Source organism: Haloferax sp. AS1 (genome assembly GCF_014530665.1).
GTDB classification, from domain to species: domain Archaea; phylum Halobacteriota; class Halobacteria; order Halobacteriales; family Haloferacaceae; genus Haloferax; species Haloferax volcanii.
Genome location: NZ_SPSA01000001.1, coordinates 1505249 through 1519218, shown reverse-complemented (window position 1 = coordinate 1519218; position 13970 = coordinate 1505249). Strand labels below are relative to the sequence as shown.

The 13970-nt window shown below is 68.0% G+C and carries 14 protein-coding genes; 6 read left to right on the top strand and 8 right to left on the bottom strand.

The window, feature by feature from the left end:
• Nucleotides 1–151 precede the first annotated feature (151 nt).
• Entirely contained in the window at nucleotides 152–2548 is a 2397-nt protein-coding gene (locus tag E4P24_RS08130) for a DNA topoisomerase VI subunit B (protein ID WP_188148339.1), read from the top strand.
• On the top strand, nucleotides 2548–3648 hold the full coding sequence (locus tag E4P24_RS08125) for a DNA topoisomerase IV subunit A (RefSeq protein WP_115802622.1): 1101 nt from the start codon (nucleotides 2548–2550) through the stop codon (nucleotides 3646–3648). The genes E4P24_RS08130 and E4P24_RS08125 overlap by 1 nt, the downstream gene beginning before the upstream one ends.
• Before the next feature lie 27 nt (nucleotides 3649–3675).
• Here E4P24_RS08125 and E4P24_RS08120 read toward each other — a convergent pair whose 3' ends face one another.
• The 5 genes from E4P24_RS08120 to ligA all read right to left on the bottom strand — a co-directional run bounded on the left by E4P24_RS08120 (nucleotide 3676) and on the right by ligA (nucleotide 7932).
• The gene (locus tag E4P24_RS08120) at nucleotides 3676–3894 is read right to left on the bottom strand and encodes a hypothetical protein (RefSeq protein WP_004041448.1); all 219 of its coding nucleotides are present in this window, start codon (nucleotides 3892–3894) and stop codon (nucleotides 3676–3678) included.
• Between the two features lie 89 nt (nucleotides 3895–3983).
• A complete protein-coding gene (locus E4P24_RS08115) occupies nucleotides 3984–4817 on the bottom strand; it encodes an alpha/beta fold hydrolase (protein WP_115802621.1) in 834 nt (277 codons plus the stop codon).
• 97 nt (nucleotides 4818–4914) lie between these two features.
• A complete protein-coding gene (locus E4P24_RS08110; protein ID WP_004063244.1) occupies nucleotides 4915–5622 on the bottom strand; it encodes an MBL fold metallo-hydrolase in 708 nt (235 codons plus the stop codon).
• A gap of 128 nt (nucleotides 5623–5750) precedes the next feature.
• On the bottom strand, nucleotides 5751–6110 hold the full coding sequence (locus E4P24_RS08105) for a hypothetical protein (RefSeq protein WP_115802619.1): 360 nt from the start codon (nucleotides 6108–6110) through the stop codon (nucleotides 5751–5753).
• 64 nt (nucleotides 6111–6174) lie between these two features.
• Nucleotides 6175–7932 (bottom strand): ATP-dependent DNA ligase LigA, encoded by a 1758-nt coding sequence (gene ligA / locus E4P24_RS08100; RefSeq protein ID WP_115891245.1) that lies wholly within the window; start codon nucleotides 7930–7932, stop codon nucleotides 6175–6177.
• 118 nt (nucleotides 7933–8050) lie between these two features.
• Between ligA and E4P24_RS08095 the strand changes: the two genes are divergently transcribed.
• Nucleotides 8051–9580, top strand: a complete 1530-nt coding sequence (locus tag E4P24_RS08095; RefSeq protein ID WP_115802617.1) for a hypothetical protein — start codon at nucleotides 8051–8053, stop codon at nucleotides 9578–9580.
• A gap of 111 nt (nucleotides 9581–9691) precedes the next feature.
• Entirely contained in the window at nucleotides 9692–10069 is a 378-nt protein-coding gene (locus E4P24_RS08090; RefSeq protein WP_004041441.1) for a hypothetical protein, read from the top strand.
• A 139-nt stretch (nucleotides 10070–10208) separates the two neighbouring features.
• Here E4P24_RS08090 and psmB read toward each other — a convergent pair whose 3' ends face one another.
• Together psmB and E4P24_RS08080 are read right to left on the bottom strand one after the other, a co-directional pair.
• Entirely contained in the window at nucleotides 10209–10940 is a 732-nt protein-coding gene (psmB, locus tag E4P24_RS08085; RefSeq protein ID WP_004041440.1) for a proteasome endopeptidase complex subunit beta, read from the bottom strand.
• Nucleotides 10941–11088: 148 nt separating this feature from the next.
• Nucleotides 11089–11262, bottom strand: a complete 174-nt coding sequence (locus E4P24_RS08080) for a hypothetical protein (protein WP_004063248.1) — start codon at nucleotides 11260–11262, stop codon at nucleotides 11089–11091.
• A 357-nt stretch (nucleotides 11263–11619) separates the two neighbouring features.
• On the opposite strand from E4P24_RS08080, the gene E4P24_RS08075 reads away from it, so the two are divergent.
• Together E4P24_RS08075 and E4P24_RS08070 are read left to right on the top strand one after the other, a co-directional pair.
• Nucleotides 11620–11979 (top strand): DUF555 domain-containing protein, encoded by a 360-nt coding sequence (locus tag E4P24_RS08075; protein ID WP_004041438.1) that lies wholly within the window; start codon nucleotides 11620–11622, stop codon nucleotides 11977–11979.
• 67 nt (nucleotides 11980–12046) lie between these two features.
• A complete protein-coding gene (locus E4P24_RS08070; RefSeq protein ID WP_004041437.1) occupies nucleotides 12047–12586 on the top strand; it encodes a CBS domain-containing protein in 540 nt (179 codons plus the stop codon).
• A 48-nt stretch (nucleotides 12587–12634) separates the two neighbouring features.
• On the opposite strand, the gene E4P24_RS08065 is transcribed toward E4P24_RS08070, so the two are convergent.
• Nucleotides 12635–13939, bottom strand: coding sequence for a cytochrome P450 (locus E4P24_RS08065; RefSeq protein WP_188148338.1), 1305 nt, complete (start codon nucleotides 13937–13939; stop codon nucleotides 12635–12637).
• Nucleotides 13940–13970: the final 31 nt, after the last annotated feature.

Here is a 13970-nt window from a genome sequence, read left to right as displayed (position 1 = left end):
CCGACCGACCCGCGTTTCGTGGGTGACTCTGTGTATCATGATCCGGCGTTCCGGCGCGAACGCCCCTCGAAGCGCGTCAACGCCCCGAGTTCACTTTCACTCCGCTGCCGGTGAGTACTTAACGCGGGACTGGGTAGATGCGCATCAGGAAATGACCTCGTTCCAGTCGACACTCGGTGACGAGCCGGGGATCGCAGAGGAGCTGGCGAAGGGCCAGCGGGAGATCTCCATCGCCGAGTTCTTCGAGAAGAACAAGCACATGTTGGGCTTCGACAGCGGAGCCCGCGGGTTGGTCACCGCCGTCAAGGAGGCGGTGGACAACGCGCTCGACGCCACGGAGGAGGCGGGCATCCAGCCCGACATCTACGTGGAAATCGCCGAGGCGGGCGACTACTACCGCCTCGTCATCGAGGACAACGGGCCGGGCATCACGAAAGAGCAGGTGCCCAAAGTGTTCGGGAAGCTCCTCTACGGCTCTCGCTTCCACGCGCGCGAACAGTCCCGCGGCCAGCAGGGTATCGGTATCTCCGCGGCGGTCCTCTACTCGCAGCTGACGAGCGGGAAACCCGCCAAAGTGACGAGCCGGACGCAGGGCTCGGAGGACGCCGAGTACTTCGAACTCGTCATCAACACGGACCAGAACGAACCCGAGATTCGCACCGAGAAGACGACCTCGTGGGACCGCCCCCACGGCACGCGCATCGAGTTGGAGATGGAAGCCAACATGCGCGCCCGCCAGCAGCTTCACGACTACATCCTCCACACGGCGGTCGTCAACCCCCACGCCCGCATCGAACTCCGGGAACCCGGCCTCGACGAGCCGATGAAGTTCGAGCGGGCGACCGACCAGCTTCCGAAACAGACGAAGGAGATTCGCCCGCACCCCCACGGCGTCGAACTCGGGACGCTCCTGAAGATGCTCTCGGCGACCGAGTCGTACTCCGTGTCCGGCTTCCTCCAAGAGGAGTTCACCCGCGTCGGCGCGAAGACCTCCGACAAGGTTCACGACGCCTTCCGCGACCGGCACTTCGGCCGCGAGATGACGTGGCGGACGCCCGACGCGTCCGAGGCCGACGACCTCGTCGCCGTCGTCGAGGACGCCGTCGCCAACAAGGGCAAAGAGGCGACCGCGGCGTTCGCGGACGAACTGGTCGATATCGTCGTCGGCAAGGACCGCATCGCCCACGGCGAACTCGTCACTATCGTCGAAAACGCCGCCGAGACGGCCGGTGAGGACACCGACACCTCGTTCGGTGAGACGGTCCGCGAGAACGTCGTCGAGGCGCTGTGGCCCGCCCTCACCGACGACCGCGAGGGCGACGCGTACGCCATCGTCGACGACGTGACCACCACGCAGAAAGACGACGCCGGCAAGCTGTCGATGGCGCGCTCCATCGCCACGCAGTTCGCCGAGACGACCGGCCCGGCCGACCGCGCCACCCGCGACGACGTGGCCGAGTTCGTCTCGTGGGCCGCCGACCGAACCAAAGAGCGCGAGGACGAGACCTACGGCGAGACTGCACAGGAGAACATCGCCGACGCCATCTGGTCGCGGATGCGAACCGTCTCCGACGAGGTACCGAAGGTCCGCGAGGTCGCCGACGACCGCGACGTGGCCCGCGACCTGCTCGACGCGATGCGCGAGACGGACATCCTCGCGCCGCCGACGGACTGTCTGTCTCCCATCTCGGCGGAACTCGTCGAAGCCGGCCTGAAAAAGGAGTTCGACGCCGACTTCTACGCCGCGGCGACCCGCGACGCCGAGGTCCACGGCGGCGACCCCTTTATCGTCGAAGCCGGCATCGCCTACGGCGGCGAACTCAAGTCCGAGGGGAAAATCGACCTGCTCCGCTTCGCCAACCGCGTCCCGCTGGTCTACCAGCAGGGCGCGTGTACCATCACCCACGTCGTCAAGGACATCGGCTGGCGGAACTACGGCCTCGACCAGCCGGGCGGCAGCGGCATGCCGAACGGCCCCGCGGTTCTGATGGTCCACGTCGCCTCCACGAACGTCCCCTTCACGAGCGAGTCGAAGGACGCGCTCGCGGACGTGCCGGCGATTCAAGACGAGGTCGAACTCGCCATCCGCGAGGCGGCCCGCGACCTCAAATCCTACCTGTCGAAGCGGCGGTCGCTCCAGAAGCGCCGCGAGAAACAGGACGTGCTCGGCCGCATCCTCCCGCAGATGGCGACGAAGCTCTCGGAGGTCACCGGGCGACCCGAGCCCAACATCGACGGCGCGCTCGGCCGCATCATGAACAACCTGACCGTCGAGCGGGCCGTCGACGACGGCGAGGTGACGCTCACGGTGACGAACCACTCCAACACGAACGAGTCGCCGGACATCACCGATATCGTCTCGGCCGAGCCGGGCGGTCTCGACGGCGAGGCGACGGTCGTCGACCTCGACGGGGAGTGGTTCGTCAAGTGGAACCCCGAGGTGTCGTCCGGTGAGACGGCGACGCTCACGTACTCGGTCGCACAGGACGCGTCGTTCGACATCAACGTCGACGGCGTCGAGACGGAGAAACTCACGGTGAACGTATAATGGCATCCGACCAGCAGACATCCGAGGAACGCGCCCGCGAGCGTCTCATCGACCTCGCGGCGGAGTTCTACGACCAGTTCGACGCGGGGGAGATTCCGCACATGACGCTCCCGACGCGGACGAAAAGCAACATCGAGTACGACGAGGACGCCAACGTCTGGGTGTACGGCGACCGGACCTCGAAGCGCTCTGCGAACAGCGTTCGGGGCGCGCGAAAGCTCCTGAAGGCCGCCTACACCATCGAGTTCCTCGCGCGCCAACTCGACGAGGACCGCTCGTCAACCCTGCGTGAGCTGTACTACATCTCCGAGTCGTGGGACAACGAGGAGGCGCACTTCTCCGACCAAGACGAGTCAAACAAGCTCATCGAGGACTTGGAAATCGTCAGCGATGTCAAGCGCGAGGACTTCCACATGCGCCCGGAGGAGTCCGGCGCGAAGCTCATGGGTCCCCTCAAAATCCGCGAGCAGACGAACCGCGGCGACCGCGAGATTCACTGCCAGTTGGACGTGGGACAGGGCGGCTACCAGATTCCGAACAACCCCGACACCATCGAGTTCCTCGAACACGACATCGAGTTCGTCATGTGCGTCGAGACCGGCGGGATGCGCGACCGCCTCGTCGAGAACGGCTTCGACGACGACTACAACGCGCTCGTCGTCCACCTCGGCGGCCAGCCGGCGCGCGCCACCCGGCGTATCACGAAGCGCCTGCACGACGAACTCGACCTGCCGGTCGTGGTCTTCACCGACGGCGACCCGTGGTCCTACCGCATCTTCGGCTCGGTCGCCTACGGCTCTATCAAATCCGCGCACCTCTCGGAGTACCTCGCCACGCCCGACGCGAAGTTCGTCGGCATCCAGCCGCAGGACATCGTTGACTACGACCTCCCGACCGACCCGCTCGCGGACTCCGACATCAACGCGCTCCAGTCCGAACTGGAGGACCCGCGGTTCATGGGCGACTACTGGACCGAGCAGATAGAGCTCCAACTCGACATCGGCAAGAAGGCAGAACAGCAGGCGCTTGCCTCCCGCGGTCTCGACTTCGTGACCGACGAGTACCTGCCGACGCGCCTCGACGAGATGGGTATCATCTAACCCCGCTCACTCCCGGTCGCCGTTTTTCTACCTCGTTTCGGTCAGATTGAACAGCGCCACGATAGTGAACCCGCCGTAGAAGCCGAGGGTGTGAATCGCCAGCTCGGTCGCGAACCCCGCGGTGGTTTGGATGGGTTTGATGTGAAAAAACAGCGCGTCGGTCGTCAGGACGACGAGCGTGGCGGCGAGACAGATGAAGAGCCGACGAACACTGAAAAGCGGGCTCGACCGGAGGGCGTCGCGCATGGCGGTTCGACGGTCGCCCGCTGTATGAGCCTGTCGCCGCGCGGAGGGTTCGGATTCGGTTCGGTGGCGTCGCGGCTCGCGGTTCGCGCTTACGGATACAGCCCGTCGCCGCGGAATCCGTCGAAATAGCGTCTGACCACGCCGTTCAGTGTTCGCGGCTCGCTCGTCGCGAGGTCGTGACCCGCCCCGGAGAACAGCGCGAGCGTCGCGTCCGCGACGCCGCCTTTGAGTTCTCGAATCCGCGGTTCGGGGAACAGTCGGTCTGCCTTCCCGGCGGCGACGAGCGTCGACGCGTCGATGTCACCGAGTATCTCTCGGGAGTCGTGTTCGAGACAGGCCGTACAGGAGACGACCGCGTCGGCGGGGACGGCGGGCCGGAAGTCGACGACCCGGCCGGCCGCCTCGATGAGCGCCGGGGCGACCGTCGCTTCGAGGCCGGTCGCGGACTCCCGCTCCGCGTCCGCGACGACCTCGGCCCACCGGCTCTTGCCCGCCAGCGAGCGCCAGCGCGTCACGACGTTCTCGCCGTGGCCGCCGAGTCGCGTCCCGGCGGCGACGACCGCCAGCGAGTCCACGTAGTCGCCGTAGTCGGCGGCGAGGTACTGGGCGACGAGGCCGCCCATCGAGACGCCGATAACGTCGGCCGGCCAGAGGTCCTGTTCGTCGATGACGCCGGCGTAGCCCGCGGCCATGTCGCGGGTGGTCGAGCCGACCGGGAGGTGTCGCGGGCGGCCGACCACCCACACGTCGCGGTCGTCGAACTCGCGGAACAGGCCGGCGAGCGCCGCCGCAGTCCCGCGGTTCGGGTCGATGCGCTGGAAGGCGTCGGAGAGGCCGGGAAGCACCACGAGCGGGTCGGCGTCGGCGTCACCGAAGCGGTAGTAGGGCCGCCGGCCGCCGAGCATGCCGTAGTCGAGGTCCATACGCGAACCGACGGCCCGACGCGGCAAAATCGTTCGGTCCATTCGCCAGTCCGTCTGGTTGTCTGTCTGCCCGGCTGTCGGTCCCGCCGTCGCCGCCTCAGACCTGGTCGGGGTCGTCGAGGACGACCGGGATACCGCGGTTCGCCACGTCCACGACGAAGGCGTCCGGGTCGGTTTCGAGAAGCGGAATCGTGTCGTAGTGAATCGGAAGCACGAGGTCCGGGTCGAGCGTCTCCGCGAGGTCGGCGGCCTCGCGGCGGTCCATCACGACCGAGCCGCCGATGTTGGCGAGAAACAGCGACACTTCGAGATGTTTGTGGCCTTCGAGCACGTCGGAGTCGCCGGGCCAGAAGACGGTTCGGTCGGCAATCGAGATGTGGAAGCCGCAGCCGAACCCCTGCGGGTGAACCACGTCGCCGTCGCGGAGATGCGGGCCGTCGGGGTCGTTGAACGCCGGGAGCGACCACACGTCGACCTCACCGACGGTGAGGTGGGCTTCCTCGTCCACGCGGACCGTCTCGTAGGGGAGGTCCTCGACCGGCACCACGTCGCGGTCGATAGTCGCCGCGTCGACCCCCTCGAACGCGACGACGGTCGCGTCGGCGTCTGCGACCTGCTCGATGGCGTCGGAGTCGTAGTGGTGGTTGTGCGTGACCAAAATCAGGTCGCCGTCGCGGGCGTAGTAGTCGTCGAGGACGCCGTAGCGGCCGGGGTCGAAGTAGACGACGAAGCCGTCGGGCGACTCGATTCTGACGGTCGCGTAGCCGAGCCACGACACGTCGAGGCCGTCGTGTTTGATGGTCATACGCGATACCTCGGACCGAGGGGTAAAAAGCGCGGCTCTCGGTGAGAGTCGGCCGGTGCGGACGGGCGGCGGGTGGCGGTGGCGGGTGACGGGTGGCGAGCGACAGTGGCGGATTCGCGGGGTCCCGCTCAGACGAGCGTGTCGCGCAGGACGCCGAACACGACGAGGCTCCACAGGAACACGCCGGCCCCGTAGCACAGGAGGGCGAGTCGGAGCGACGTGTCCGTCTCGACGGGCGACCACAGCCCCGCGTTCGAGACGACCCTGTTCGTCCCGCCCTTCTCGCCCGCGTGTTCGACGTTGCTCGGACCCATCTGCCCGACTGCGCCGCCGCCGAGCACGACGAGGAGCACGCCGGCCCCCGTCAACGCCAGCAGGTACAGCCCCGAGTGCGTGGCGAGATACACCGCACCGACAGTAACCAGCCCGAGGAGCCCCGTATAGAGCGCGAGCGGCTTCAGGAGGGCGTTAACGTCCGTGGAGGGCATTTGTGTGAACCTGTGGATTTTAGCACAGTATATCTCTTTGGGCGCGACCCGCCGCGAGCATCGCTCACTGCGAGTCGGCCAGTCGCTCCACGCGGTCCAGCGAGTCGGCCGTCTCGGCGGTCTTGTCCTCGCGGACGGTGACGAACCGCGGGAACCGAAGCGCGTAGCCCGAGGAGTACGTCGGCGAGGCCTGAATCTCCTCGTAGCCGACTTCGAAGACGACCGACGGGCGGATGTCGACCTCCTTGCCCGCCTCGCGTTCGATTTCGGGTTCGAGGAGGTCGGTCAACTCGGCCAACTCCTCGTCGGTGATGCCCGTGGCGACCTTGCCGATGGTCTCGAAGGCGTCGTCCCCGGACTCGGCTTCGACGCGGGCCGAAAGCAGGAACGTCCCGAGGAACTCCGCGCGGCGACCCTCGCCCCACTCCGCGCCGGTGACGACGAGGTCCAGCGTCTCCACGTCGGGCTTGCGCTTCAGCCAGTTCTTCCCGCGGTCGCCCGGCGAGTACGGCGCGTCGGGGTTCTTCAGCATGATACCCTCGTGGCCGGCGTCGAGGGCGTCGGCCTCGTAGGCGGCGATTTCGTCGGGGTCGTCCGAGAGGAGCAGGTCCGAGACGGCCGGTGAGTCGTCACCGAGGAGCGCGGTCAGTCGGTCGTGGCGGGCGGCAAGCGGGTCGGCCAGGAGGTCGTCGCCGGCGGCGTGCAGGCAGTCGAACGCCCGGAGTTCGACCCGGACCTCCTCGCGCATCCGTCCCACGTCGTGTTTTCGGCGGAAGCGACGGAGAATCTCCTGAAACGGCAGGGGCTCGCCGCCGTCGTCCATCGCCACGACCTCGCCGTCGAGGATGACGGGGTCGTCGACCGCGCCGGCGACGAACTCGACCACCTCGGGGAGCGCGTCGGTCACGTCCTCCATGTTGCGCGAAAACAGCGACACCTCGCCGTCGGCGTCGCGGTGGACCTGCACGCGCGCGCCGTCGAACTTGGTCTCGACCGCGGCGGTTCCCCACTCGTCGAGCGCGTCGGCGGCGGTGCCGGCCTGTGCCAGCATCGCTTGCACGGGGCGGCCCACTTCGAGGCGAACCCCGTCGAGCCCGGCTTCGCCCTCGTCGCGGGCGAGTCCGGCGACCATGCCGTAGTCGTTCGACACCTGCAAGGCGCGGGCGACGGCGGCGATGGCCTCGTTTCTGCGCTCGCGGGCGGCGGCTTCGGTCTCCGAGTCGGCGTCGTCGTCGCGGATGGCGGCGGCGTCCGCGGGGGCGACCAGGAACGCCTCCGCGACGGCGTCGCGGACGGTCCCCTCGCCGACGCCGATGCGCATCTCGGAGAGGACGAGCCGCGCGAGGAAGCGCGCCTCGTCGGGGTCGGTCCGGTTGAACAGGCCGTAGAGCGTCTTGAGCTTCGTCTCCTCGCTGCCGGAGCCGGAGGCGGCCGCGAGGGCGCGGAGCTCCGAATCGACTTCGGCGACGGTCAGGCCGTCCTGTTCGCCCGAGCCGAAGGCGGCGAGGCCGCGCTGGCCGCCGAAGTCGTAGCTCGCGGCGACCGCGCCGATTTCGCCGCGGTCGGCGAGGCGGTCCTCCACGTCGTCGGCCGAGACGTTCGGGCCGGCGGCGCGGGCGATGGCCTCGTGGCAGAGCCGCGGGCCGATGTCGAGCGTGGTCGAGTCCCACGCCGGGAAGACGCGACCTTGGACGAACCGGGCGACCGTCGGGAGGTCGTCGCCGGCGTCGGAAAAGAGGTCTGAGAGGAGCGAGACGACCGCGAGGTCCGCTGGCTCGGCTTCTATCTCGGCGGCGCGGGCGGCGAACTCGGCGAACTGCATCGTCCGTGGGTATCGCCGCGCGGGGCAAAAGCGTCTCGACAGTCGTCGGGGATGTGATTCGCTGTCGAACGTCCGGAGTGCCGGGAAGTTGAAGGCGTTCGACGCCAGAACGCCGGGTATGAGCGACGACCTCGCAGAGCGCGTCGAAGACGTGCTCGCGGTCGACGCGGCCGAGTTCGAAGCGCAAGCGAAAGCCGACGCCGAGGTGCTCAAGCGCGAACTGCGCGAGGGGACCTTCGATAACCACCAGTCAATCGTCGGCTTGGAGTACGAGTTCTACGCCGTCTCCGACGGTCGCTGGTCCGCGAGCGAAGACGACGTGCACGCGCTCATGCGGGTCCCGCGCCGCCTGCTCGGCCTCATGGGCTTCGAGAAGGAACTCGGACTCCACAACGCCGAGATGACCACGAGCCCCCAACCGCTGAACCCCCACGGCCTCCGCGCGCAGGAATCCGAGGTCCGCGCCCGACTCGACGCCGCGCTCGACTGCGCCGCCGCCGAGGGGATGCGCCTCGTCTCCGACGGGATGTGGAGCATCCCGCCGGCCGGCGAGAGCGCCCGCGAGTACCTGACCGACTCCGTCACCGACGGAGGCGTCCGCCTCGCGACGAACATGAGCAACTCCGTGCGCTACCACGCGATGGCGAACGGGCCGACCGCCCCGGCGTCGTTCACGCTCGACGCGCCGCACGTCTCGCTGAAAGCGGACACCGTGATGCCCGAGGCGCTCATCACGTCCATCCAGCCGCACTATCAGGTCCCGCACGCCGACGACCTGCCGTACCACTTCAACTACGCGCTGCGGGTCGCCGGGCCGCTGCTCGCGCTCGGCGTCAACTCCCCGTTCTTCCCCGCAGACCTCTACGACGAGGACGCGACGGCCGACGAAATTCTCGACGACGGGTGGGACGAAAACCGCATCGCGGTGTTCGAGTCGGTGCTCAACTCCGGCGACCACGAGAAGGTCGCCTTCCCCGGCGACCTCGACACCGTCGAGGACGCGGTCGACCGCGTCGTCGAGGACTCCACGATGGTCCCCATGTCGGTCGAACGCGGCGACCGCTTCGACGACGACTTCGCCACGCTCCGCCGGAAACACGGCACCTACTGGCGGTGGGTCCGCCCGGTGTTCGACGGCGCGTCCCGGTCGTCGGCCAACGCCCGCATCGAGTTCCGACCCATCGCGGGCCAGCCGACCGTCCGCGACTCGGTGGCGTTCCAGGCGGCCTTCGCCGGGCTCATGGAACGGCTCCCTCGACTCGACCATCCCGTCATCGGCCTCGACTGGGAGACCGCCGAAGAGAACTTCTACACCGCGATGCGCGAGGGGCCGCACGGCGACCTACGGTGGATAGATGTCGACGGCGACGACGTGACCGGCGCGGAGCTCTACGAGGACCTGCTCGTCCACGCCCGCGACGGGCTTCGGCTCGCGGGCTGTTCCGAGGAGGAGGCCAACTACTATCTCGAACCCCTGCGAAAGCGCGTCGAGACGGGCGTCACGCCGGCCGACTGGAAGCGCGCCCGCGTCCGCGACGCCCTCGACGGCGGCGGCGACTTCGGGGCGGCGCTCCGCGAGATGCAACGCGAGTACGTCGAACGGCAGTCCGAATCGCTGCTCGAAGGCGCGTTCTCGGACTGGTTCTGACGGCGCGAGCGCCCGCGTCCGCGACGACGCTCGCGGCCGTGCTCGCCGGCCGCCGACGCTCTCACGTCTTGTCGGAGAAATAACTATTACTGCGTCCCGCGAAGACCGCGTATGGTCTCCCGTCGGACGAAAGCGGTCGCTCAACTCGGTATCGCAGTTCTCACCGCGCTCTGGATGGTGTCGATGCGCCGTCTGCTCCGCTCCAGTGACGACGAGTCCCACGAGCCGACGCCGCTGTCGCCGGGCGGACTGGCCGTCGGCGGAGCGTGGGGAGTCGGACAGGTGTGGGCGTACGACCGCGATTGCTGGAAGGTTCGGTCGAATCGGCGTCGCGGGCTGGTCGTCAGCCTCGTCGGCCTCGCGGTCGAGCGCCGACTGCTTCCCCGCACCGAGTCGTTCACGTACAGCCTCGGCTTCGGGCGCGTCCTCGGCGTGGTCGTCTACCGGGCGTGGTACGGGCTCTTGCGGCCGCTTCCGGGCGGCGACTGAGCGAGGGATTCGGCCGCGGGGATTTCGTCGCGGGCTCCGTTACGGCGGTTTCGTCGCGGGGCTCCCACCGCGGGAGTTCCGGCCAGTCCCGCCGGTCACGAATCGCGAAAATGGAGAGAAACCGCCGACTGCGGGCGACTTATTCGAGGCCTTCGAAGTTCTGGTGGCGCTGGATGTCGACGCCGTCCTCGGTGACGACGGCGATGTTGATGCCGTTGCCCGAGGCGAGGTCGCGCTCGACCGCCGAGCGGATGGCCTTCGTGGCGACTCCCTTCGCCTCCTCGATGCTGAGGCCGTCTTCGAACTCCTGTTCGAGCACACCGAGGGCGTACTGACTGCCGGAGCCGGTGACGGTGTACTCCTCTTCGAGGATGGAGCCGGCGGGGTCGATGCTGTAAATGTGCGGGCCGGTCTCGTCGACGCCGCCGAGGATGGGCTGGACGACGTAGAACCCGCCCGAGCGGAGGAAGTTGCCGACGAGCGTCGACAGCGCCTGCATGCTCATGTCCTCGCCGCGGCGAGCCTCGTACAGGCGGACCTCGGCGCGGAGGGAGCTGATGAGCGACTGGGCGGCCGAGACGGAGCCGGCGATGGTCAGCGCGCCCGTCGGGTGAATCTCTTCGACCTTCTGGACGTCCTTCGAGGAGACCATGTAGCCCATGCTCGCGCGCATGTCGGTCGCGAGGACGACGCCCTCTTCGGTCTTGATACCGACGGTGGTCGTTCCGGTCTTCGTCTCTTTGTCACCGAGTTCGTCGGCGCGGCGGTCGGCGTTCGAGAACTCGCCGAGCTCGGGGCCGAACACGTTCGAGCGGTCGCCGTTCAGCGAGTCGAGACGGCCGGAGAACTCGTCGTGAGTCGGGGTACGCATTGTCAGCGATTGCACTTCGGCGCTGATAAATGCAACCCTTCACCTCTCCGTTGCCGGTGCCAAAGCGTCAGACGCGTGTCGGCGGCGGCCGCGCGAGGCGGTCGCTCGCGGTGAGCGGCGTCGGAAGGAGGGAGTCGCCCGAGTCGCGTTAGCGAGCCGCGGCGCGTTCGTAGGCGGTTCCGGTCGTCTCCACGAGCCGGCGAATCGGCAGGGTCACGCCCATCCGACGGGCGGCGAGCGCGACGGGGAGCAGCGCGATGCCCATCGCGACCGATAGCTGGTAGGCGGCGAACAGGACGTACTTGGTTAGGCGGGGAATCATCACCGTGTCCTCAGTCGAGGCTCGGGCGGTGCCAGTATATAAATCTTCTCTCAATCCGACGCGGAGCACCCCGACGCTGTCTGTCGATTAAAGCGAACTTGTCTCTAGACCAACTAGACCGACTATTCGGCGTGGGTCGCGCGTGACCCGCGGAGTGCTTTTCTATAAGTTATAGCGATAATCACCGTGGCATGCGCGGGTCGTGCGCGCCCCGGTCGGGCGGCGGGAGCGTCGCGAATTCGGACGCATCGCGGATTCGGTCGCGTCGCGGTCGGTGCGCGCGTCGGGCGTGTGAATCCCACGCGCCCCGATACTCGAACCACAAGACACGAAACCCCACCGGCGCGTAACGTATGTATGAGCAACTATCTCGTCGCGATGGAGGCGGCCTGGTTGGTCCGGGACGTAGAAGACATCGACGACGCCATCGGCGTCGCGGTCAGCGAGGCCGGCAAGCGACTCAACCAGAAGGACAAGGAGTACGTCGAGGTCGAAGTCGGCGCGACGCCCTGTCCCGCCTGTGGCGAACCGTTCGACTCCGCGTTCATCGCGGCCAACACCGCGCTCGTCGGCCTGCTCCTCGAAATCAAGATTTTCAACGCGGACGGCGAGAAGCACGCCTCCCGCATCGCCAAAAGCGAGGTCGGCGGCGCGCTCCGCGACGTTCCTCTCGACGTCATCGACATCCGCGAGTTCGACTCCGACGAAGAGCAGTAACGCGGCGACTCCCATCTCCGGTGGGCGACCGGAACACTTTTTCATAACTACGGGTTATCACTCCGGCATGGAACTCCCCACGCCGCAGGACCTCAGGGAACGGCGGAACTCCTTGGAGTTGACGCAGAGCAAACTCGCCGACATGGCCGGTGTCTCACAGCCGCTCATCGCCCGCATCGAAGGCGGCGACGTCGACCCGCGCCTCTCGACGCTCCGGCGCATCGTCGAGGCGCTGGACGAGGCCGAGGGTCGCATCGTGCGCGCGGAAGACATCATGAACACGACCGTCCGGAGCGTCGCCCCCGACAACTCCGTCCGCGAGGCGCGCGACATCATGCTCGACGCCGGCTTCTCGCAGTTGCCCGTCATCGAGAACGGCCGCCCGCTCGGCATCATCTCGAACGCCGACATCCGCCACGTCCAAGAGGACGACGTCACCGACCGTCCCGTCAACGAGGTCATGTCCGAGGGCGTCACGACCGTCGAACCCGAGACGACGCTGGACGAAATCGGCGTCTACCTCGACCACAACTCGGCCATCATCGTCGTCGAAAGCGGCGAGACGGTCGGTATCATCACCGAGGCCGACATCGCGGCCCACATCTGAGGCGGCCCCGAACCGACGGTCGGTCCCCGACAGCCCGCCGCTGCGGACTCACCGCCGCCGGACGACGAGCGGCGTTTCTCCCTTCGGCTGGGTCGTCATTTCGGGCGTGATTGCTAACGCTCCGTCGCCGCCCCAGTCGAGGTCGAAGTCGCGGAGGACGGTCGCGAGCACGATTTTCGCCTCCGTGAGCGCGAACGCTCGCCCGAGACAGCTCCGCGGTCCGGCCCCGAAGGGGAGATAGGCGTAGGCGGGTCGGTCGGTGTCGTCGTCCCATCGCTCGGGCCGGAACGCGAGCGGGTCGTCGTACCACCGCTCGTCGCGGTGGATGCGGATGATCGAGAGGTGGATGTCCGTGCCCGCCGGGATGACCCGGTCGCCGGTCGGAAACGGCTTCGCCGTCTCTCGCGGGAGCGTGTGGACCGGCGGATAGAGCCGAATCGTCTCCTTGATGATGCGTTCGAGCACCGGAAGCTCCCGGGTCGCCTCGGCGGTCACGGGGCCGTCGCCGACGACGCGGTCGACCTCGGCGGCGGCGCGCTCGCGGGTCTCGGGGTGGGTCGCGAGCAGGTACAGCGCGTAGGTGAGCGCGAGCGCGGTCGTCTCGTGGCCGGCGAAAATCATGCCCACGAGCTGGTTCTCCAGCGACTCGACGGTCGTCGGGTAGTCTGCGTCGGTTCCGAGCGCGTCGGCGAGGCGGCGCGTGAGGCTCTCGTCGGCGGCGGTCTCGACCAGTTCTCGGACCTCCTCGCGGAGGACGCGGTCGGCGCGGTCGAACCGGCGTCGACTCGGCGTCGGCACCCACGACGGCAGCACCCACGACGCGGGCGCGAAGCGGCCGTTGAGACCGTCGGCGGCCGACCGAATCCGCTCGTCGCCGTCGCGGTCGAGTTCCCGGCCGAGGATGGTGGCGAAGATGATGTCCAAGGTGACCGCCTTCATCTCGGATTCGAGCGACAGCGTTCCCGCGTCGGGCCACGTCCGCAGGCGGCGCTCGACCTGTCGGCGCATCACGGACGCGTAGTCGTCGACCCGGTCCCAGCAGAAGAAGGGGTCTAGCTCGTCGCGCTGTCGCCGCCACTCGTCGCCCTCGGCGGCGATGACGGCGTCGCCGAAGGCGGCCTCGAACTCGCCGCCCTTGACGATTGAGTCGCGGTCGGTCACGAACGCCCGCTCGAAATGGTCGGGGTGGGCGAGGACGTACAGCTCGTCCATCCCCACCACGTCGAGTCCGACCGCGTCCTCGACGCCGTGGTCCGCGAGGAGGTCGGCGACGAAGCCGAACGGGTCGGCCGCGAAGCCGACGGTGTGGCCCACGAGCGGGAGGCCGCTCGGAGTCGGTGGCGGTGAAGTCACACCACCACTATGGCGAACATCGATAAAATAG